Origin of the sequence: Mycobacterium sp. URHB0044 (assembly GCF_000620625.1) — a bacterium.
GTDB lineage: Bacteria > Actinomycetota > Actinomycetes > Mycobacteriales > Mycobacteriaceae > Mycobacterium.
Genome location: NZ_JIAW01000001.1, coordinates 326,894 through 347,710, shown reverse-complemented (window position 1 = coordinate 347,710; position 20,817 = coordinate 326,894). Strand labels below are relative to the sequence as shown.

The 20,817-nt window shown below is 63.6% G+C and carries 20 protein-coding genes; 8 read left to right on the top strand and 12 right to left on the bottom strand.

Going from position 1 to position 20,817, the window contains the following annotated elements:
• Positions 1–2: 2 nt before the first annotated feature.
• From N536_RS0101680 to N536_RS0101640, 9 genes are all read right to left on the bottom strand, one after another.
• The gene (locus tag N536_RS0101680; RefSeq protein ID WP_036434965.1) at positions 3–1,121 is read right to left on the bottom strand and encodes an MCE family protein; all 1,119 of its coding nucleotides are present in this window, start codon (positions 1,119–1,121) and stop codon (positions 3–5) included.
• Positions 1,122–1,132: 11 nt separating this feature from the next.
• Positions 1,133–2,368 carry an MCE family protein gene (locus N536_RS37100; RefSeq protein ID WP_051574148.1) on the bottom strand — a complete coding sequence of 412 codons (1,236 nt, stop codon included), beginning with the start codon at positions 2,366–2,368 and terminating at the stop codon, positions 1,133–1,135.
• Positions 2,365–3,660: an MCE family protein gene (locus N536_RS0101670; protein ID WP_029112019.1), complete on the bottom strand. Its 1,296-nt coding sequence runs from the start codon at positions 3,658–3,660 to the stop codon at positions 2,365–2,367. Before N536_RS0101670 ends, N536_RS37100 begins: the two co-directional genes overlap by 4 nt.
• Positions 3,657–4,685 carry an MCE family protein gene (locus tag N536_RS0101665; RefSeq protein ID WP_029112018.1) on the bottom strand — a complete coding sequence of 343 codons (1,029 nt, stop codon included), beginning with the start codon at positions 4,683–4,685 and terminating at the stop codon, positions 3,657–3,659. The genes N536_RS0101670 and N536_RS0101665 overlap by 4 nt, the downstream gene beginning before the upstream one ends.
• The gene (locus N536_RS37095) at positions 4,682–6,049 is read right to left on the bottom strand and encodes an MCE family protein (RefSeq protein WP_036434962.1); all 1,368 of its coding nucleotides are present in this window, start codon (positions 6,047–6,049) and stop codon (positions 4,682–4,684) included. The genes N536_RS0101665 and N536_RS37095 overlap by 4 nt, the downstream gene beginning before the upstream one ends.
• A 4-nt stretch (positions 6,050–6,053) precedes the next feature.
• A complete protein-coding gene (locus N536_RS0101655) occupies positions 6,054–6,908 on the bottom strand; it encodes an ABC transporter permease (protein WP_029112017.1) in 855 nt (284 codons plus the stop codon).
• Positions 6,905–7,699 (bottom strand): ABC transporter permease, encoded by a 795-nt coding sequence (locus N536_RS0101650; RefSeq protein WP_081809001.1) that lies wholly within the window; start codon positions 7,697–7,699, stop codon positions 6,905–6,907. The genes N536_RS0101655 and N536_RS0101650 overlap by 4 nt, the downstream gene beginning before the upstream one ends.
• Before the next feature lie 36 nt (positions 7,700–7,735).
• Positions 7,736–8,173, bottom strand: coding sequence for a tautomerase family protein (locus tag N536_RS0101645; RefSeq protein ID WP_029112015.1), 438 nt, complete (start codon positions 8,171–8,173; stop codon positions 7,736–7,738).
• Between the two features lie 362 nt (positions 8,174–8,535).
• Positions 8,536–9,549, bottom strand: a complete 1,014-nt coding sequence (locus tag N536_RS0101640; protein ID WP_036434961.1) for an AraC family transcriptional regulator — start codon at positions 9,547–9,549, stop codon at positions 8,536–8,538.
• Positions 9,550–9,712: 163 nt separating this feature from the next.
• On the opposite strand from N536_RS0101640, the gene N536_RS0101635 reads away from it, so the two are divergent.
• From N536_RS0101635 to N536_RS37080, 5 genes are all read left to right on the top strand, one after another.
• Positions 9,713–10,693 carry an AraC family transcriptional regulator gene (locus N536_RS0101635; RefSeq protein WP_029112013.1) on the top strand — a complete coding sequence of 327 codons (981 nt, stop codon included), beginning with the start codon at positions 9,713–9,715 and terminating at the stop codon, positions 10,691–10,693.
• Between the two features lie 94 nt (positions 10,694–10,787).
• Positions 10,788–11,540, top strand: a complete 753-nt coding sequence (locus N536_RS0101630; protein ID WP_029112012.1) for an alpha/beta fold hydrolase — start codon at positions 10,788–10,790, stop codon at positions 11,538–11,540.
• A gap of 471 nt (positions 11,541–12,011) precedes the next feature.
• Positions 12,012–12,374, top strand: a complete 363-nt coding sequence (locus N536_RS37090; RefSeq protein ID WP_051574146.1) for a hypothetical protein — start codon at positions 12,012–12,014, stop codon at positions 12,372–12,374.
• Positions 12,375–12,536: 162 nt separating this feature from the next.
• Complete coding sequence (locus N536_RS37085; RefSeq protein ID WP_051574222.1) at positions 12,537–13,469, top strand: alpha/beta fold hydrolase; 933 nt, start codon at positions 12,537–12,539, stop codon at positions 13,467–13,469.
• 24 nt (positions 13,470–13,493) lie between these two features.
• Positions 13,494–13,745, top strand: a complete 252-nt coding sequence (locus N536_RS37080) for a DUF302 domain-containing protein (protein WP_081808998.1) — start codon at positions 13,494–13,496, stop codon at positions 13,743–13,745.
• 13 nt (positions 13,746–13,758) lie between these two features.
• On the opposite strand, the gene N536_RS0101605 is transcribed toward N536_RS37080, so the two are convergent.
• Positions 13,759–14,853 (bottom strand): NmrA family NAD(P)-binding protein, encoded by a 1,095-nt coding sequence (locus N536_RS0101605; RefSeq protein WP_029112010.1) that lies wholly within the window; start codon positions 14,851–14,853, stop codon positions 13,759–13,761.
• 162 nt (positions 14,854–15,015) lie between these two features.
• Between N536_RS0101605 and N536_RS0101600 the strand changes: the two genes are divergently transcribed.
• Positions 15,016–15,591: a TetR/AcrR family transcriptional regulator gene (locus N536_RS0101600; protein WP_029112009.1), complete on the top strand. Its 576-nt coding sequence runs from the start codon at positions 15,016–15,018 to the stop codon at positions 15,589–15,591.
• Here the strand turns inward: N536_RS0101600 and N536_RS37075 are convergent.
• Positions 15,578–16,861: a CdaR family transcriptional regulator gene (locus tag N536_RS37075; protein WP_231514378.1), complete on the bottom strand. Its 1,284-nt coding sequence runs from the start codon at positions 16,859–16,861 to the stop codon at positions 15,578–15,580. The genes N536_RS0101600 and N536_RS37075 overlap by 14 nt on opposite strands.
• Before the next feature lie 216 nt (positions 16,862–17,077).
• Here N536_RS37075 and N536_RS0101590 point away from each other — a divergent pair, with 216 nt between their 5' ends.
• On the top strand, positions 17,078–19,087 hold the full coding sequence (locus N536_RS0101590; protein WP_029112008.1) for a fatty acid desaturase: 2,010 nt from the start codon (positions 17,078–17,080) through the stop codon (positions 19,085–19,087).
• Positions 19,088–19,168: 81 nt separating this feature from the next.
• Complete coding sequence (locus N536_RS0101585; protein WP_029112007.1) at positions 19,169–19,735, top strand: dihydrofolate reductase family protein; 567 nt, start codon at positions 19,169–19,171, stop codon at positions 19,733–19,735.
• Positions 19,736–19,756: 21 nt separating this feature from the next.
• Here N536_RS0101585 and N536_RS0101580 read toward each other — a convergent pair whose 3' ends face one another.
• Positions 19,757–20,632: a LysR family transcriptional regulator ArgP gene (locus N536_RS0101580; protein ID WP_036434960.1), complete on the bottom strand. Its 876-nt coding sequence runs from the start codon at positions 20,630–20,632 to the stop codon at positions 19,757–19,759.
• Positions 20,633–20,817 lie beyond the last annotated feature (185 nt).

Sequence of the window (20,817 nt, the reverse complement as noted above, 5' to 3'; positions counted from 1 at the left end):
GGCTAGGGTCCCTGGTCGAGGTGGTACGGGATGATCAGCGGATTGCCTGCGGTGTACGGGCTGGGGGTTTGGCCGATCGTGCGCCCCCACTGCAGTTCGAGCTTGGTGAGATCGCCTTCGAACCTGGTCCCGGTGAACAAGGAGGAGTCGATGCGGCTCAGCGTGAGATCCACGACCATTGTCAGATTGGCGTAATCACCGCGCATCCAGTTGGCCAGCGTCTCCTTCGGCCACGGGAAGGTGGGCAGCAAGCTCAGCGAACGTGTCAATGCCGGGCCGGCATCTGCGAGCGATTTCAAAACTGGGCCAAGATCTTTGAGCTCGGTCACCAAGTTCTCCTTCGACTGATCGACCATGTCGGCGGTCAGCGCGCTGAATCGTCCGAACGCGTCAAGTGCGTCGATCAGGTGGGTGCGTTGCTCGGAAAGCACGTCCAATGCGTCCGGAATCGTGCGCAACGCGTTGTCCAGCACCGGCTTGTCGGCGGCGAACTGACCGACAAGGCCGTTCACGCTCTCGCTGGCAGCGATGATCTCGGCTGTCTGCGCATTGAGGTGCCCGATGAACTCGTCGACCTGGCCGATCACGCTGCGCAAGTCGGCCTCGCGCCCGGCGAACGCGGTGTTGAAAGCCGTGGTGATTTCCTGCACTTGGCCCAACCCGCCCCCGTTCAGCAAGAGCGACAGGGCGCCGAGGGTCTGCTCGGTGTTCGGGTAGGCGCCGCCGGACGCCAGCGGGATCAGCGATCCGGCGTGCAGGTTGCCTTCCGGTGCAACGTCGCTCGGCGGGGCGAGTTCGACGTGCGTGGAGCCGAGCAGACTGGTCTGGCCCACCGTGGCGACGGCGTTGGCCGGCAGTTGCACATCGCCGTTGACGGTCATCGTGATCAGCGCGTGCCACCCCTCGTGTTCGATCTTGCTCACGGTGCCCACATTCACGTCGCCGACCCTGACCCGCGAATTCTCTTGCAGAGTAGACACATCCGGTAGCTGCGCCTTGACCTGAAACGAGCCCGCCCCACTGCCCTCCGTACCGGGCATCGCCAGCGAGTTCAGACCGCGCCACTCGCAACCGGACGACACCGCCGCCAACGCCAGCATGACCAGGGCAGCAAGGCTCATACGACGACGCTTCACGGACCCGTCCCCACGGGCACCATGAGACCCGGCAGGCCATTGGCGGGATCGGTTGCCGGCGGTACGTAGTCCGGTCGCATCCAGTCCTCGCTGTACGTGATCTCGTTGGGCCTGGCCTGAGCACCGACGAAGAGGTTGAGTCCGACCGGCGGAAAGTTCATCTGGCGGTTCTTGACGATGGGCGCCAGGTACTGTACGCACAGCTTCGACGACTGCTCTGCACCCAGTCGTGATGCTGCCTGCACTGCCCCGCAAAGGAATTCGAGCGGGTTGGCGAAGTTGTTGATCACCGGCATGGTGCTCAGCGACGCCTGCGCGGGCTGGTAGATGTTGGACAGACCTTGCAGCGATCCCGGGGCCAGGTGCAGGACCTGCTTGACGTCATCGAGCCTGTCGACGAGCACCTGCGATACCGAGGTCAGCTTGTCGGACGTCACGCCGAGTGTCTCTCGATTGTCGGCCACGAACGTCTTCACGTCACCGACCGCGGAGTTCAGATCATCCAGCGCCTGGCCAACCTCGTGGGGGTCATTGGCCAGCAGCCCACTTACCGACGCCAAGTTGCGGTTCAACTGTGCCATCAGGTCGCTGCTGGACTGCAGCGCCGACACCAGGGTGGACACGTTCCTCACCGAGGAGAACAGGTCGTCGTTGTGGTCGCCCAACACCGAAAACGCCTGCGACATCTTGATGACGGTGTCGCGAATGCTGGCGCCCCTTCCGCGCAGGTTGTCCGCCGAGGTGTTGATCAACGCCCCCAACGTGCTGTCCCCGCCCGGTGTGGTGGGCTGCAGCATCTTGGTGAGCTTCTCCAACTGGACGCGCAGCTCATCCCACTCGACCGGTACGGCCGTTCGGTCCTCGGGGATTACCGACCCTTCCGCCATGACCGCGCCGCCGGTGTAGACGGGGGTGAGTTGGATGGCGCGCGCGGTCACCAGTTGTGGGGCCAGGATCACCGCCTCGGCGTCCGCAGGCACCTTGTACTTGTCGTTGACCCAGAACGTGACCTTGGCGCGTGTGGGCTGGGGTTCGATGCCGTCGATCGCACCGACTCGCACCCCGAGGATCCGCACCTCGTCGCCGGGGAAGATGCCGTTGCTGTTGTCGAAGTAGGCCACCATGTGTGTCTTGCCCACCGAGTTCCACAGCGATCGGGAGACCACCGCGATGCCACCGGTCAGCAGCACTACCAGGGCGATGACCACCCCGATCCTGGTCGTGCGGTTCACGGCGCCTGCTCCCCGATCGGTGGCACTTCGCCGGGTGCGGGTACGACGGTAGGCGTCGGGATGGGTTCGGGGGCAGCCGAATCCGCAGGAGGTCCCGGCGGCGGGTCACCGGGCGGCGGTGCCGGAAGGGGTTCGCGGTACGGGTAGCGGGGGTCGCCGGGGTTACCGGTGATGGCGTCGGGCAACGTCAGGTGCGGTTCACCGCCCTGCCCGGTGCGTGGGTACGGCACCGGCAGAGCAGGGATGCCGGGCTGGCCGGTGGGCGGGTCGGTCAACTGTGATGGTGGCAGCACGTTGGGGTCCAACCCGAGGTCGGAGAACGCCGCGTCGACGAAGGGCTGCACGAACTGCCCAGGCAACAGGTTGGTGATGTAGGACTTGATGAACGGTCCCGAAGCCGTCGTCTCACCGATGTGCAACACGTAGTTGCCAAGAAGTTTGAGCGCCTTCTGAACTTGCTCCTTCCGACCGTCCACGATCGTCAGCACGCCGTTGAGTTTGTCAAGGGCCGGCCGCAGGGTCGTGCGGTTGTCGGCGATGAAACCCGACAGCTGCGTCGCCAACGCCGAGATGCTGTGAGCGAGCTCGTCCAACGCGCCACTCTGCGTTCGAAGTTGGGCAAGCAGCGCGTCGGTGTTCTTGATCAGGCCGACCACCTGATCGGCGCGTCCTGCCAATACGGTGGTCGCCTTGTTGGCGTTGGCGAGCAACGAGCGGAGCTCGGCGTCGCGCTTGTCGAGGGTTTCCGACAGGCGCGCCACTCCGTCGACCGCGACCTTCAGGTCCGGCGGGGTGTCTTGGAACGTTTGAGCCAGCGTGGCCAGCGAGTCCGACACCTGGTTGGTGTTGAGGCCCTCGACCGTGGTCGAAAGATCGCCAAGTGCGTCGGGAAGCTCATAGGCCGGCGTGCTTCGCTCGACTGGAATGGGCCCGGTCAGTGTCCCATCGCCACGAGAGGTGATGCTGAGGATCTTGGCTCCGAGCACGCTCTTGGTCTTGATGGCCGCTTCAGTCCGGTCGCCGAGGCGAACGTCCTTGTCCACCTTGAACGTCACCAGCACCCGCGACCCGTCCAGGTCGATCGAGGCGACGTCGCCCACCCGAAACCCCGACACCAGCACTGCTGCGCCGGTTTGCAGGCCACCGGCCTCGGCGAAGTACGCCGAGTACTCGCTGTCGGGGTTGAGGAGTGGCAGCTTGTCGTACTGCAACGCCGCGGCCACCGTTGCGGCGGTGACGGCCACGCCGGCGACACCGATGATCACGCGACTGCGCTCGGCGAACGGCTTCATCGCGGCGCACACCGACCTGAGGTCTGTCCGGCTATTTTGGTGTACACCGGCTGGCCGCCCTTTCCGTTGAACTTGAACACCAGATCGCAGAGATAGAAGCCGAGGAAGTCGCCGTATATCGCCTGCCTTCCGAGGATTTGGTAGGCGTCGGGCAGTGTGTTGAGCAGGTCGTCGAAGTACTCGTGATCGGCCACCACGATCCCCGCGGCCCGGTCGGTTTCGGCGACGACCTTCTGGGCCGGCGGACGGGCCTGCTGTAGCAGGTCGGCGACCGTGCCCGCGGCGGCGTTGGTATGGGCCACCGAATCACTGATGTCGGTCTTGCGGTCGGCGAGCCCTTGTACTAGCTCCGACAGCGATGTGACGGCTTTGTCCAACTGAGTGGTTTGATCGCCCAGCGATCCCAGTACGACATCCAGATTGCTGATGACCTGCCCGATCAACTCGTCACGATCAGCCAGTGTGCTTGTCACAGCCGCTGTTTGGGCGAGAAACGAGTTCACCGTCGTACCCTGGCCCTGGAAAGCCGCAATCAGTTGCCCGCTCAGCGCATTGACCTGCTCAGGATCCAGTGCCCGAAAGAGCGGGCGGAACCCCCCGATCAACGAGTCGAGATCCAAGGCGGGCAGCGTCCGATCGGTGGGAATCGTCTCTCCGGGTTTCAGCATTTTCACCCCGCCGGCGCCCTCCTCCAAGGACAGGTAGCGGCCACCGAAGACATCGGCCCACCGAACGGCGGCTCTGGTCCCCTCGGTGAGGGTCACCGAGTCGGCGGCGGAGAACTCGACCGACACAACGGAACTGTCTTCGATGGAGACACTCTTGACCTGTCCGACCTCCACCCCTGCGATCCGCACGAAGTCGTCCTTGGCCAGTCCCGACACATCTGTGAACGTCGCGCGGTACGTCCTTTCGTCTTGAAATCGCATCTGCGCGAAGATCAGCATCATCGCGAAGAAGCCCAACGCGCACACCAGAGTGAAGATCACCAGGCGCCCTACCGCTCCAGCCAGATTGTCCTTCATGGCTGTTCGCCTCCCGGCGCGGCGTCGGAGCCGGGGGGAGCCGGTGGTGTCGGCAGCCCGGGGTAGAGCGGCGTGCCGTCCGGTTCGTACAGCGGGGCCCCGTACGGCGGAGCCCCCGGATAGGGCACCGGCCCGATGGCCGGCGGTCCTTCGCCGCGCACGCTCGTTGGCTCTGGCACCCCGCGGGTCACAGGTAGGAAGTTGACCCACCAGGGATGCCCGATCCCCGGGTTGGGCCGGATGTCTGTGCCTGTGCCCCACCCTGTGTTCGTAACGAGTTGTCGCACAGGGAAGTTCTTGGTCGCGTCCGGAAGTGATCCGCAACTCGGCTTGCCGCCCGGGCCACCTTTCGCGGCGATGATCGGTAGGTTGTCCGGATATCGGTATGGGTCGTCGCCGAGCATGATGCCCGAATCCATGACCCAGGTGCGCCCGTTGCCGCCCATCTGTTCATAGCCACCGTTGTCCAGGAACCACTTCGCGCCCACCAGCATGCACGTGTAGACCGGGTCGTACTTCAACAGCAGATTGGTTGTCGGCGCCGCGGTGTTGACCGCCCGCACCACGTTGTCCTTGCTCGACGCCAGCACGTCACTGCCCGCCTGAGCCAGTCCGGTGGTGCTCAGCAGCAAGACCTCCAGATCTCTTGCTTGGTTCGTCACAGTGGTGCTGGTGGTGCTGGCCGAGCTGAGGATGGCCAGAATGTCCTGTGCCGCTGCGCCGTAGGCGTCACCGAACCCCTTGACGGAACGCCAGTCCTGCGCAAGGGTGTCACTTCGCGGATTGAGGGTCAGCAGAACTTGATTGGCGTCGGTGGTGGCCCGTCCGATCTGCTCGCCCCGACCCCCCACTCCTTCGGCTAGAGCACTCAACGTGGCATTCAGCTTGGCCGGGTCGATCTGCTTGATGATCCCGACCAAGTTCTCGAATACCGTGTTGACCTCGGTGCTGACGTTGGCTGACCGCAATACCGCGCCCGCCTTCAGCCGCTCGGGGCTGGGGTCGGGCGGCGGTATGAGTTCCACGTACTTGACGCCGAACACCGTCGTCGCCTTGATCTCGGCCACCACATTGGCTGGGATGCTGCCCATCTGGTCGGGAAAGAGCTCCAACGTCAGGCTCACCGGTCCGGATGTGCGTTTCAGCGAAGCGACCCGTCCGACCTCTACCCCGCGCATCTTGACCCGCGCACCGGGCTCCATGACCAGACCCGATCTGTCCGACGTCAGCGTGACTCGGTCATAGGAATTGAACGAACCGGCATACATCGCCGAGCAGACCATGACCAGGGCAACCACGGTGACGATCAGAAGGACTGTCCACCACCCTGGGTGGAGTTGGCGTGATCTGCGAACCGAGTCCATACCGCTACCCGGTCACGTGGAAGTTGCTGGATTGCCCGTAGAGGGCCAGCGATACGAACACGACGACGAAGCACGAACTGATCAGCGAGGTACGTACCGCACGCCCAACCGCCTCCCCTACGCCGGCAGGGCCGCCCGACGCCGTGAATCCGTAATAGGTGTGTACCAGCATGATTACGATCGTCATGCTGATCGCCATGACGAACGACCAGAGGATGTCGGTGGGGATCAGGAACGTGTTGAAGTAGTGGTCGTACACGCCAGTCGACTGGCCGTAGATCGCCGTCGTTGCCACCCGGGCGGACAGAAACGCCATCAGCACCGCAACGCAATACAACGGGATCACGACAAGTACTCCCGCCAGGACCCGCGTCGCCGACAAGTATGCGATCGAACGAATCCCCATGACCTCCAACGCATCGATTTCCTCGTTGATCCGCATGGCGCCCAGCTGTGCGGTCGCTCCCGCGCCGATGGTGGCGGACATGCCGAACGCAGCAGTCAACGGCGCGACGAGCCGCACATTGAACAGCGCAGAGCCGAAGCCGGTCAGCGCCTCGACTCCGACATCAGCGAACTGGTTGTACCCCAGTATTCCCGGCAGCGCGCCGGTGGCGATGTTCAGGAATGCGACGATGCCGATCGTTCCGCCCATTACCACCAAAGCACCGGTACCCAGACTCATTTGAGCTACCAGGCGCAGAGTCTCGACCCGATATCGGAGGGTTGCGTCGGCAAGCGATCCCATTGTGGTGAAGTAGAACTGGGCCTGGGTACCGACGCGGTTCCACCCACTCACCCAGCGCCGCAGCACCCGACGCACACGCGGCGCGCGCCTACTGGGGACGGCGATGCTCACAACGTCACCTTGAGGCCCACCGCGGTCGCGATGACGTTGATGACGAACAGTGCCATGAACGAGTACACGACCGTCTCGTTGACGGCATTGCCCACGCCGGCCGGCCCGCCTCCCACCGAAATGCCTTTGTAGCAAGCGATCAGCCCTGCCGACAGGCCGAACAACGCCGATTTGACGACGGAAACCACCACGTCGGTCGGCCCGACGAGCACGGTCAGGCTCGCCACGAATGCTCCGGCAGTGACGTGCTGGGCGAGCACGGAGAACAGGAGGGCACCGGTCAGCCCCACCAGGATCACCACCGACGTCAACGACAAGGCCACCACGGTGGCTGCGAGGACCCGCGGCACCACCAACGCTTGAATCGGATTGATGCCCAGCACGCGTAGAGCGTCGAGTTCCTCACGAATCGTGCGGGAGCCCAAGTCCGCACACATTGCGGTAGCGCCGGCACCGGCCACCACCAAGACCGTCACCATCGGGCCGACCTGCGTCACGGTTCCAAGAGCGGCTCCGGCACCGGTGTAGTCGGCGGCCCCGAACTCCATGAACATGGCGTTGAAGGTGAACACCATCAGTACCGAAAAGGGGATTGCCAGCATCAACGTCGGCAGAATCGACACTCGCGCCACAAACCACGTCTGCAACAGGAACTCTCGCCATGCGAACGGCCGCCGCGGGATCAAGACCAGTGTGTCGAGCGCCGTCGCGTAGAAGCCTCCCACGGCGGCAAATGGCTTGGCGACCACGCCCGCCGCCCCGCCGAACACGCTTCGATCTTCAACGGCCACAAGCCTGCTCCTGTCGAAACTGCGAACCGAGCCCGATCACAGTGCCACCCCATACGGGATGGGCCTGTCTTCGTTGGCCCACTGCCGTTCCATCTCGGAATTGGGCGGGGGCGGTACGAGTCCCTGGACGTGCCAGAGGTCCGTCGGGGTCTCGTTGATGTGGACGGCCCAGTCGAAGCCCCGCTCCTTGACGAAGGGTGCCAGCGTCTCTTCGATCGCCGCCATGCACGCTGCGCGTACCTCCGGGGTGTGCATCTGCCGGGCGATGTGGTCGATCCTGATTCGCACGAGGTTGTTCGTCGGCGGTCCACCGACGAATACCGAGTTGGTGCTGTTCTCGTGGAAGATGACGACGACATAGAACTTGGGCAGGCCCGCATAGTCCACGTAGATCGAGGTGATCGCCTCGGACAACTTCGCCTTGTCCCCGTCGCTGTACGCGTGCTCGGGGGCGAAGATCTCCCAGTAAGTCATTGGCCATCCCCCATAATTGACGCGAACGTAGCCACGATTTTCGGGGCGAAGACTTCGCTGGACATGAACCAAGCCCTCCTGTTGTGGTCTCGGCGACAACGGTAGGAAGGTGTGCGCGTCGTCTCATAGAACCGTCGCGCCACGTCCCGGTACAGGAGTGCCGCGGTATGCGCGGCGAGCGGCAATTCGCCTGCGCGCCCCATGTAGTCAGACACCCAGCGACGATGAACCGATACCGCTATGCCAAACCCTGTGCGTAGCAAGTCATCTCAACGACGACTGAGAGTGACCGCCCCGAATCGGGGTCGGGCAAATCCCGCGCCATTAACCAGGGCATCGTCGAAGTTGTGTTCGCCAAACCATCAATCGCTGGGATTGGCAGCAGCGCTACGAAGCTGCGAAGGCGACGTATCGAACCATCTGTGCACCGCACGTCCGAGGCTCGATTGTTCACGCAGCCCCACCCGCGACGCGATCTGCGAGAACGACAGGTCGGTCTTGGTTATCAGATTCAAGGTCTGCGTCTGCCGAACCTCATCGATGATCTCGTGGAACGTTCTGCCCTCTCTGGACAGGAGTCGCTGCAGGCTACGCGGATGGAGATTCAACAGACGCGCAACCTTGGCCAGATCGGGGCTCTCGTAGGCAAGGTTGTCGGCGACGATCTCTGCCACTACTTCGGAGACCGGTAATTGCTTGTGACCGAAGTGTGTCTCCAGGTAGTCGATCGCAATGTCCCGAAGCAACTCGCTGCCTCCGGTGACGGGCTCCGCGAGCAACCGACGCGGTATTCGGAGAACGGCGCTCGCGGCACCGAACCTCACCTGCGCCCCGAAGAAGTCCCTGTAGACGGCCTCGGATGCCAGCCGAGGATGAGGAAGTTGCACCGATCGCAGCCCGTACGGCCCGCCACCGTTTATCAGAACCATGACGCGATGCACGATCCCGATGCCGTAGTCGGTGGTTTGAGGCGAGGCGTTCGGCGTCGACAGCTGGAAGCGAAGCCCGATCACCTCCGCATCTCCTGACGGATCGTCGATCGGCTCGAGGGACATGGCCGGGCTGTGAACGAACAAATAGCGTTTCGCACAGTCGACGGCCTCGCCGATCGTTTGAGAGTTTTCCATTGCAATCGCAACAGGACCCAAGAAGTGCAGCTCCTGCTGTGCCGCCATACGCAAACCGAAGTCGGGGACCCCGAGTTCAGAAGCAGCGTCCTCGAGGAGGCGCTCGAGGAGCCGAACAGTGACAAACGTGTCACGCCGGGCGATCTCGTCCTCGTCCAAGCCGGTTGCGGCAAGAAGTTCTGGGCCAGGGCCACCCAAGGCGCTTACGAGAGCGGCAAACCCTCGGAGCGTAGTCGCCCGGATGGGCACCTCGGTGTCTCGCAAGACAAATCCTTGTCGTCTGAGGACAAGTAATGACTGATGTATCCGGGCAAACTACAGCATCTGAGACCCCGTCGAGGCCGACTCGCAAAGCCGGCCGATGCGACGACGCCCAGCCAGATCAGGAGCAGCACTCGGGAGGCGGCAGTCCGTGACACCAGCGCAAACGACCTTGCCCACTCGTGAGGGAGCGCCGCCCGAAGAGCAGGACTTTCATTGGCGGGCCGCCGTTCTTGACCGCATTGCCGGTATGGACGTGCGGCGCAAGGAATGGGTGTCGAACTTTGGCTCCTTCAGGATCCGCGACCTCGGCGACCTGCTCATCACCGATTGGGAGTGTCCCCAGATCGAGGGAGTTCGGGGCAACAATTTCGTGCGTCGCGACGATGATGCATTGCTGCTCTTCACAGCCTCCGCAGGCGAACAAATCATCGAATGCGTCGACCGGACCGTCGTGCTTCGACCCGGAGCGGTTCTCATCACCAGTACCCGCGTCCCGTGGCGATTCGTGATCCCGCATCACCTGACGAAACAAACGATCAAAGTGCCCATGGCAGCGCTTTCCTCCTTCGACACGGGGAGCCATGTACCCAGTTGCCTCCTCATGGAGACGGCGCAGAGCCCACTCGCCGGGATCTTCCAGGATTTCCTCATCGGCATCGACCATCAATACGGCCGCATGTCATCGACGGAGATCGAGGCGGCTCGCACCGCCCTACTCACCCTGATCGCCGGGATGATCCGCGCAAGTGAGTACTCGGATCTGGGCGACGGCGACCTCCAGCCGCTGCTGCGGCGACAGCTGGAGACCTGGATCGTGGACCACCTCTCAGCCGGCGCCGTCAAGGTCCAGGATCTGGCTGCGGCACACAACGTTGCGCCCAGAACCGTTCACCGCGCATTCGAAGCAACCGGCGACACCGTCGGATCCATCGTCCGAAAGCACCGCCTGGCCGCCGCCAGAGCCGATCTCGTCAACACGAACCTCTCGATCGCCGCGATCGCGCACCGCTGGGGATTCTGCGATGCCAGCCACCTCGGTCGAGAATTCCGGCGACACTTGTCGTCGTCGCCGGGCGACTACCGCGAAGCCCACGGGACTCGCCCCAACCTGAAGATGGTCAGGGCTTGAATGGTGTTGCGCGGCAGCCGATGACGGTCCCCGGCTGCGTCTCATCGGTATCCCACACCGAATACCTCTGAGTATCGTTGACTATACTCACCTGATGACCATCGTGCTGGTACATGGAGTCCCCGAGACGTCTTCGGTGTGGGACCTGCTCGTCCCTCATCTGTCGCGCGGCCCGATCATGCGGTTGACTCCCCCCGGCTTTGGTGCCCCGGTTCCAGTCGGCTTCGGTGCGACCGTCCGCGAATATCTGGACTGGCTGATCGGCGAGCTGCAGCCAATCGTGGCTGCCGACGGGCCCGTCGACCTCGTGGGACATGACTGGGGCGGCGTGCAAGCCCTGAACGTCGCCATGACGCGCCCGGATTTATTGCGCACCTGGGTTTCCGATGTTCCCGGGCTGCTCGACCAGGACTATGCCTGGCACGCGCGGGCGCAGACGTGGCAACAGGAGGGCGACGGCGAGGAACTACTTGCAGGTTGGCTGGCGGTCGGACCCGAGGCGTTCGCAGCGCAGCTGAGCGCGGTAGGGATGGACCCACGGGTAGCGCAGCACGTCGCAGTCGGGTTCGACGAGGTGATGGCCGATTCGATCCTGCGGCTCTACCGGTCGGCCGTCCAGCCGGCGATGGTGAAGCTTGGCGCGGATCTGGAGAAGGCCGCCGCGGTTCCCGGGCTGGCGTTGATACCCACCGAGGACCACATGGCCGGTCCCGTCGGCGATGCGCAGAGGGCAGCCGCCCGCAGTGGAGCCCGCATCGAGGTCCTCCATGGTCTCGGGCACTGGTGGATGACGCAGGACCCGGCGCGCGGCGCGGCCGCGCTGAACCACTTCTGGGAGAAGGTGTGATCACAAGGGCCCGCGTTGGCAAGCCTGACCGCAGCCCGACGGGCGGCTAACACCCGGCACTTGCGCGCGAGTCGGCGCCTGTAGCTACCGCTTGGCGCTTGGATACCACCGCCGGGCGCATGTGTTCTATTTCACAGTAGACGTTGGCCCCTACCGTGGGCTTGTGTCGCCGCAGTACGCGCGAAACGACGAAGTCCTTAGCAGGGACTGATTGAGGTGCACCGATGTGGATTGTCATCACCAATGACGGCCGACGACTGGCCGACATCCGCTCGGAGGCCGACGCGCGCCGTGCGGTCCACAGTTTGGGCGTGACGCAAAAGCGCGGCCCGTACTCCTGGGACGTTGTGGACCACCTCGGGAATCGGTTCGTCGCAGAGGTCAGGCGGCGAGGGCGAAGCTGATGCAATTCTGCCCCCACGCGACTGCCCCAGTCCTGACCGACCGCCACCGTGAGACGACAGAGCCTCGGTGACCGCAGTGCAAAACGAACGAGAAACGTACCTGGCGTGGGCACTCATCGAGGCCGCCAAGCCACACATGAGCGTCGGTGAACGCAATTTCGTGTTTGTGACCGTCGGCGCTGGCGACACGTTCGCAGCGATCCGCAGCCTCGTCAATCTTCTTGCTGCCAAGCGCATCCCGTTGCGTCCACAGGTCGTGCAGCTGTGTAGAACATGGCTCGATGGCTACACTGCCCACGACGAGCACGAACACCTTCGTGGCATTATCGAAGGCTTCTTGATGCCGCATGCCATTCAAGCCCATACAGCGCTCCGGCGACTGCCTGCGCGCCCGAAACACCTTCCGCTGCCGGTTGTTTCGCGCAACTAGCTGACGAATTACTAATTCGCCACCGGTCGGTATCCGGCAGACCCAGGTCGAGCAGCTTGCCTGAGAATGCGCACATCGAGCCGGCGGTGGAATAAACTTGTCGTCATACTTGATTTTCTTGTCTAGACTGTAGATGCGCCGTCGGTGCCCGAGAGGATGACCATGCCACGTGATGAGTTTCCAGACGCCACGTACACCACCACGTGGAGCAACGGCCGAGGCGAGGTTCGGTTCTTCACTCGGGCCGATGGCTCCCGGCTGCGCTACTACACCGCAGGCGCTGGTCCGGTCTTGGTCCTTACCCACACCGTTCGCACCCAACTGGACTACTTCCAGCGTGTGATTCCGCTGCTGTGGGACCACTACACGATCTATGCGGTGGACCTTCCAGGGATGGGATGGTCCGACATCGTCCCGGGGGCGTCTTACGAGGAGTCGGATCTGCGCTCCGCGCTGGTTGAATTCGTCGGTGGAATGGATCTTCAGAAGGCAACGCTTGCAGGTGAATCCCTCGGGGCAGCGCTCGCATTGTCCGCATCGATAGACCTGAAGGACCGGGTGAGTCGAGTCGTAGCGTTCAACAGCTACGACTACCCCAGCGGTCTCGAGCGCGGCAACTGGCTCGCCCGGTTCATCGTCTCCAGTGTGCGGATGCCTGGATTAGGGTCCGTGTTCGCCACGATCGAGCCACGGCCCATCATGCGGACAGTGATGCAAGGTGGCTACGTCGACAAGGCCAAGTTGCCCGAGGACTTCCTGGACGAACTGTTGAGAAGCGGTCGTCGCAAGGGATACTCGAAAGTGGCCCGCGGAATCTACCGCAGCCTCAAGAGCTTCAACCGGGCCCGCGGCCGGTATCCCCAAGCCTCCGCGCCAGTCACCCTGGTGTACAGCGAACGTGACTGGTCTCGGCCCACCGAGCGAGATCAAGTCGCCAGTGCATTGACGAACGTTCAACGGATCACTCTGCCGGAAACCGGTCACTTCTCCTCGATGGAGCGCCCCGATGACGTGGCGCGGATCTTGCTGGACGCCATGTCCGGGCGGCAGCCCGAGATTCATGGCAACGATCACCGAATCCCGTTGGGCGAGTGACATGACTCGGGCATCACGTACTTGATGGGCAACAACGTGATCGCGGAAACCATGCTCCGTCACCATCCCGGCATCATGCTGGATGCCCCACTGCGCATCGCGATCTACGAAGACGCCTCCGGCCGCGTCCACCTCAGCATGGATCAACCGTCGAGCAAATTGGCTCCGTTCGGCGACGCCCACATCGCCGAAGTCGGCGCCCAGCTGGACGCCAAAGTCGCTGAGCTGCTTCGACTCATGTCGCTGCCGGTGCCGCCCGAGCTGACCGCCAACTAGAACGCAACTCGGCCTAGAGCTTGCCCGTCCTCAAATCCGCACTGCCCTTGAGGATTGAGGAGTCCAGGCTCCAGTTCTCCGGTTGGACCCGCTCCCACAGGCTGCCCTTGCCGAGCTCTCTTCCCAGCTTGTCTTCTCGTCTGAACCACTCCTCGGCGCTCTTTATCCTGTTCGGGTGGATCTCGTCGAGCAGGGCATAGTCGCGGCTGATGAACCGCGCTTTCCACATGTTCCAGAACCCGGTGAAGTTGTCTCGGAAGCTCATGGTGCTCTTGTCATTGGGGTCGGCGTTGTAGCCTGCCGGCTGGTCCGCCACCCCGTTGAGTGAACCACCCCAATAGGTCTCGAGATCCGTGTCGATGTACTGGGCGCGACGTCCCGTCACCTTTTCGAATGCCGCTGCGACGTCGGTGTAGGTCATGTCGGCGATCGCGGTTTCGAGGTTCATGCCATTGGCGAGGCGGGGATGGTCGAAGAGCCAGCGAACGTAGAAGCCGCAATCGTCCAACGCCACGTGCGGAACCGCCCCTTGGCCCAAGGGAACTCGCCACGTGACCACACCGTCCTCGACGCTTGGGGTCATGGGCGTCAGCGGCGAGATGGCCATTTCGATGTAGGGTCCCGACGTGAAGATCGCCGCACCCATCCTGTTCCCGTTGGATTGGTTCTGCGACAAGATCCATTCGGCCATGCGGCCCTTGCCGTCGTAGTGGCCAGTGCGGAAAGTGGAGTCATAGCCTGATTTCTTGAGCGCGTAATCGAGGTTTCCGTAGACGAAGAACTTGATGCCCTCCTCGAGAGCGATCTCGTAGCTGCGGATGGCCCAATAGGTTTCGGTCTTCTCGCCGGTGTTGAACCCGTCGATGTTGACGAAGGCCCCGTCGCATCCACGGAACCCCTCGCGCAGGACGTCGTCATCCGCGAACGAACCTTCGACGATGGAGACGTTTCCGAGCGCGAGCAGGGCCTTGGCCCGAGACGAGGTGGCGTCACGGGTGAGGACTCGAACCGAGTACTTACCGTCGGCGACGAGGTCACGCACGATCGGCATGCCTTGAGCGCCGGTACCGCCGATGACGAAGATGGTGGACATGGTCTCTACAGACATCGCGGTCAACTCCAGAGGCTGGTGGCCGCGACGACCTCGGTCGCGGCATGCATTTTGAGTAGCTGCCAGCTGGCTCGCAAGCAGTTACTGAACCGATCGGTCCCAAAACCGATATTGGATCAATCGGTTCAGTAAGTCAAGTTTCCCGGTAGCATTGCCGTTGTGGGCCGGGTGAAGCAGTTCGACGACGTGACCGTGGTACGCGCCGCTCGCGACCTGTTTTGGCAGCGCGGCTACGCCTCAACCTCCTTGGCGGACCTGGAGGCGGCGACTGGACTCAGCCGTTCCAGCCTGTACCTGACCTACGGCAGCAAGCGAAGCCTGTTCGACCGCACGCTTCGGAACTACCTGGACGAAATGATCTGGCCGCTGCTTGCGCCCATGGAGGCCGCCGGAGCCGGCCGCGAGGAGATCGTCGGCTACTTCTTGGCCCAAGCCGCCAACCTTGCGGGTCCGCCGCAGTCCATCCTCACCCACGGCTGCCTGATGGCCAACACCTCAACGGAGCTGAATGCGCTCGACGCCGAGGCCGCCCAGGTCGTAGTTGAGTACCGTAACCGCGTGCGGGGGGCCATCTTCCACGCGTTGGGCGGGATGGCCGAAAGCGTCCACGACCGCGAAGCCAAAGCCGACATCCTGACTGCCACCCAAATCGGCGTCATGATCACTGCGCGGGTCAACCCGACCGCGGCAGCGAAGCTGGCCGAGACGATCGCGGCCGACGTCAAGAGTTGGTGAATCCAGCGAGCGCTCGGCTCAGTGAGGCGATGACTCCGGCAACACCGATGCCCCCAAGACGTCGCAACACGAGCAGGGCGGCGTGCAGTTCGGCGACCTTGCTCGTCGTGGGCCGGCCCATGCGCTCTTCGGCTCGATGCACCCTTTGCAGGACCGTGTTCTTGTGAATTCCCAAGGTGCGCGCCGCGGTCGTCAGACTCCCTTGCGCGTCGAGAACAGCCAAAAGGGTGGCGCGCTCGCTGCGCTCCTTCGCGTCGTCCCGTGCGAGATCGCCGAGCTGAGCGGCAACGAAGGCCCTCGCCGCATCCATGTCGCGTGAAATGGCATCCACCAACGCAACATCGCTGAACTCGGTGACGGACGGCGCCGTGCGCCCTGACAGTTCGATGACCCGGCGCGCGCGCAGAGCCTCGAGGTGGGAGGTGCGAAAGCCGGCAGCCCCCGGATGCGGCGAGCCCACCGCGATGTGAACGTTCTTGCGTTCACCGGGAAACTCCGTCGCCAGGTCCGTGAGTGAAGTCCGCACGTCCCCCGTGATCGATGCCCACCCCCACACTGCGAGTGGCCCCTCCGCCACGACGAGTGAATGACTCACCCCCAGATGCCGACCAACCTGCCTGGCGACTCCCTCGAGGTCGACGCCACGGTCTGCGGCCCAGCACACAAAACCGATCTGGCGACCGGTGAGCCGGTGACTGAGCACTCGTTCGGCCCGAGCGAGGTCGACGCGTTCGCTGGCGAGCAGCGCCCGCACGACGTCGTCGCGCTCGGCTCTTGCCTGGTTTTGGCGTCGGTCGAGCTCGGCGACGTACTCGGCTGCCACCAGACTGGAGATGCGGTCGATGTATCGAAACCCGTACCGCTCGAGATCGACGAAGGTTCTCAGCGCCGCAGCGGGGTCGTCGATCCTGTCACTGAGCCAGTCGGAAAGCTTCTCGGTGAAGTACTCATGACCCAACCGGTAGAACCGCAACATCACATCGACGCTGTGCCCTCGCGATGCCATTGCCCGCGCGTGTTCGAGCGCAGTCACAGGCGCCTGGGCAGCCGCGACGTCAATCCCATGACGGAACATCGAAAGTACCGCCTCGAGATTCGACGAACACGACCCCAGGGTCAGGCCGCGAAGCTCGGCATCTCCGCCGACCTCCGGGATCCGCTCGACGATGTACATCTGCATGTCCTCGGCCAAGCTGGACACATTCGCCAGCAGAGACGCAGCGAAACCCCTTCCCACGTCCGCGCCGCGGGCCGGCTCTTGCGCGTCCATGTCTGCACACTAACGACGACCACACCGGTAGACCTGACCATTCACCATTGCGCAACGTGCTGGCAGCCTCGGTAGTGGCGGAGTTCTTGCCTCAGGGGCGGGAGGCCGACCGAGTTGGATGTGCCGGCAGCACACGGAAGAGGGCTGCGAGGGCCTTGTTGACCGACACCGGTCCTTCGTACGTTGGCATCTCATCCCGAAGCGTGGAGGACTCCGATGTCGACGACGACTGAACACTCCCAACCCCCGGCAGCTGCCTCACCACATGCCTTGCCTGATCCCGGCGAACAGGTTCCTACGTTGTCCTGGCCGATCGTCGCCATCTTCATATTCGCGCTTGCGCTCTTCGGCGCATCGACGTGGGCTGCCCTCACCGACGCGCTGCCCGCGATCGCCACCATCGCCGCGAGCGCGGCAGCGATCTTCGTCCTGTTCACGGTCCTGCACGACGCGTCGCATTACTCGATCAGCTCACATCGGTGGGTCAACGTTGCCTTCGGCCGCGTGGCGATGTTCTTCGTCTCACCGCTGATCTCCTTCAAGTCGTTCGCGTTCATCCACATCGAGCATCACCGCAACACCAACGATGGCGACGCCGATCCCGACCACTTCGTCAGCGCCGCGCCCTGGTGGCAGCTGCCCATCCGCTTCCCGGCAATGGATCTGCCCTATATCGGTCTCTTGGTGCGCAACGTCCGTCGGCGCCCTCGTGGCGAGCTTGTCGAGACGACAGCGTTGATGACCCTTTCGGTGGCGGTGATCGTGGCGACCGCGTTCACCGGAGATCTGTGGACGCTCGCGCTGATCTACCTGATTCCCGAGCGGGTCGCCATGTTCGTGCTGGCGTGGTGGTTCGACTGGCTACCCCACCACGACCTGGAAGACACCCAACGCGAGAACCGCTACCGCGCGACGCGCAACCGCGTCGGCTCGGAGTGGATCCTGACTCCCCTGCTGTTGTCGCAGAACTATCACCTGGTCCACCACCTACACCCGTCCATCCCGTTCTACCGCTACGTCGCGGCCTGGCGACGCAACGAGGCGGCCTACCTCGAACGTGATTCGGCGATCAGCACCGTCTTCGGGCAGCAACTCGACGCCCCGCAGTACCGCGAGTGGAAACGTCTCAACGGCAAACTCGCTGCGCTGCTGCCAGTTCGAATGCCGCGTTGCTCCGCCGCGCGCCATGCCAGTACCTACCCGATCCCCGTCAAGAGCGTCGAGGCCTTGACTCCGGGCAGCGTCAAGGTCACCTTCGACGTCCCCGATCACCTCAACGGCGAGTTCGAGTTCCAAGCGGGCCAACACCTGACGGTCAAACACCGCATCGGCGGGAAGGAAGTGCGACGAAACTACTCGATTTGCACGTCGGCCACATCGGGGGATCTGGCGATTGGCGTGCGGCACATCGACGGTGGCGTCTTCTCGACCTTCGCGGTCGAAACACTGCGAGCCGGCGACGTCTTGGAGCTGATGACGCCAACGGGTAGCTTCGGCGCACCCCTTGACCCGCTCGCTCGGCGCGACTATGTCGCGGTGGCGGCCGGGAGCGGCATCACGCCCATCCTGTCGATCATGCGCACCACCATGGAGATCGAGACCGAGAGCCGATTCACCCTCTTCTACGGCAACCGCACCGCAGAGTCGACCATGTTCGCCACCGAACTCGACGAGCTCGAAGCTCGATACGCCGACCGGTTGCGCATCTTCCACATCCGCTCGGCCGAGGCGCACCACCCTGCCTCGCTGCGTGGCCGCATCGACCTGGCGATGGTTGAACGGCTGCTCGCCGGTGACTCCACCTCGATCGACCGGTGGTACCTGTGCGGCCCAGCCGATCTCGTCACGACGATGCGCGACGGGCTCGCGTCTGGCGGGGTTCCGGCGGAGCGGATCCATCTCGAATTATTCGGCGGGACCAAGCAATCCGCGCACGCCGATGACTACCCCAAGGCCGAAGTGACCATCACGCTGTCCGGCGCGGATCACACCGTCGAACTCTCGGCGGGTGAGACCGTGCTCGAATCGGCACTCAAAAACGACATCGACGCGCCGTACGCCTGTCTGGGCGGCGCATGTGGCACGTGCAAGGCCAAGGTCACAATCGGAGCGGTATCGATGGAACAGAACTTTGCACTCAACGCAGCCGAGCTAGAGGCGGGCTTCGTCCTGACGTGTCAATCCCATCCCACCACGCCGGCGGTCGCAGTCGATTACGACGGCTGAGCCGACGCGTTTGCATTGATCGAGTACTGCCAGGGGGACTGCGTCGCGATGAGTTTTGCCCTCTGGGGCAGTCTGATCTCCATGGGCACACTCATCTATGGCTTCAACGTGTCGGTGGACGGGTACATCGCCGACGCGCGAGGCAGCATCGACTGGTCCGAGCCGAGCGAAGAACTACATCAGTACTGGAACGACTACGAGCGGGAGACCGCGCTGTCCTTCTACGGTCGGCGGCTCTACGAACTGATGTCCGCGTACTGGCCGACCGCTGACAAGGATCCGGACGCCACCCCCATAATCGTCGACTACGCCCGCGTCTGGTGCGACATGCCGAAGGTCGTGTTCTCACGCACCCTGGAGTCCGTCGACTTCAATTCCCGCCTGGAACGCGGCGACCCCGTCGAGGTGGTGACGAAGTTGAAAGCCGAGACGGACGGCAGGCTGGAGGTGGCCGGTGCGACGCTGGCCGCACCGATCGTGCAGGCCGGACTGGTGGACGAATACCGGATCGTGGTCGCGCCCATCGCCGTGGGCGGCGGCATCCCGTTCTTCCCATCCCTGCCCTCATGGATCTCGCTGCGACTGTTGGAGAACCGCACCTTTTCGTGTGGCACGGTCCTGCTGCGCTACGCGGCGAAACACGACTGATCGGGCGTACGAAAGTACCGACTACCCAAAGAGTTCCGCGGCCGCGGCCGTCCGCACCGCATCGGTGATGCGGGTCACCACCGTGCTGTCGAGTTTCCAGCACTGCCAGAACAGCGGCACGTCCAAATGCACCTCGGAGATCCGCACGAATGATCCGTCGGCCAGCTGCGGGGCGGCCAAACTCACCGGGTACATGCCCCAACCCAAACCCGCCCGCACGGCGGCCCCAAAACCCTCCGCCGTGGGCACGTAGTGGACGGGCCGAACGATGTCGCGCCGAAATGCCCTACGCACCAACTGGTCCTGCAGCGCATCGTCGCGATTCCACGCCAGCGATGGCGCTGAAGACGCCGCCGAGGCGATGAAACCGTCGGGGAAATGGCGGTCGACGAACGACCCGCTCGCGACGGGCACGTAGCGCATCACGCCAAGCGGAAGCACGCGGCAGCCGGCGACAGGTGCGCGTTCAGTGGTCACCGCGCCCATCGCGACGCCCTCGCGCAGTAGCCGCGCCGAGTGGTCCTGGTCCTCGATCCGGATGTCGAACAGGATGTCGTCGAGCGAGCCGAGTACGGCGGTGAACCAGGTGGCCATCGAATCCGCGTTGACGGCGACGGCAATGCGCGTGGCTTGCCCGGCACCACCACCCATCTCGGCAAGTGCCTCGGACTCGAGCAGCGCGGTCTGTGCCGCCAGCCGAAGCAGTGGCACACCGACAGCCGTTGCAGTACACGGCTTCCCGCGGATCACCAGCACCTGCCCGGCGCGCTGTTCGAGCGCCTTGATGCGCTGGCTGATCGCCGACGGGGTGACGTGCAGCCGCTCGGCGGCCGCATCGAAGCTGCCGAGCTCCACCACCGCTGCAAACGCGGCTAGCTGCTGACCGTCCAACTCCACATTAGTGATGGTAATGGATGCTGGATCATCATTAGTGCATCTGCATCAAAGGCAACAGCCCCTGGGGCCCGCGCAAATGACGGGTATACCGGTCGGTGTACATCGTGAAAGCCAGATGCTACGGTCGCTCCAGTAGTAAACCAATCGGTATATAAAGGAAGCGATCATGGCAGACACCCTGCGCA

Coding starts and splice junctions, on each gene's coding strand:
- N536_RS37085 (WP_051574222.1), top strand. CDS start 12,537: ATGCCACGTGATGAGTTTCCAGACGCCACGTACACCACCACGTGGAGC.
- N536_RS37080 (WP_081808998.1), top strand. CDS start 13,494: ATGGGCAACAACGTGATCGCGGAAACCATGCTCCGTCACCATCCCGGC.
- N536_RS37075 (WP_231514378.1), bottom strand. CDS start 16,861: ATGGACGCGCAAGAGCCGGCCCGCGGCGCGGACGTGGGAAGGGGTTTC.
- N536_RS0101630 (WP_029112012.1), top strand. CDS start 10,788: ATGACCATCGTGCTGGTACATGGAGTCCCCGAGACGTCTTCGGTGTGG.
- N536_RS0101585 (WP_029112007.1), top strand. CDS start 19,169: ATGGGCACACTCATCTATGGCTTCAACGTGTCGGTGGACGGGTACATC.
- N536_RS0101590 (WP_029112008.1), top strand. CDS start 17,078: ATGTCGACGACGACTGAACACTCCCAACCCCCGGCAGCTGCCTCACCA.
- N536_RS0101645 (WP_029112015.1), bottom strand. CDS start 8,173: ATGACTTACTGGGAGATCTTCGCCCCCGAGCACGCGTACAGCGACGGG.
- N536_RS37095 (WP_036434962.1), bottom strand. CDS start 6,049: ATGGACTCGGTTCGCAGATCACGCCAACTCCACCCAGGGTGGTGGACA.
- N536_RS0101605 (WP_029112010.1), bottom strand. CDS start 14,853: ATGTCTGTAGAGACCATGTCCACCATCTTCGTCATCGGCGGTACCGGC.
- N536_RS0101670 (WP_029112019.1), bottom strand. CDS start 3,660: ATGAAGCCGTTCGCCGAGCGCAGTCGCGTGATCATCGGTGTCGCCGGC.
- N536_RS0101665 (WP_029112018.1), bottom strand. CDS start 4,685: ATGAAGGACAATCTGGCTGGAGCGGTAGGGCGCCTGGTGATCTTCACT.
- N536_RS0101680 (WP_036434965.1), bottom strand. CDS start 1,121: ATGAGCCTTGCTGCCCTGGTCATGCTGGCGTTGGCGGCGGTGTCGTCC.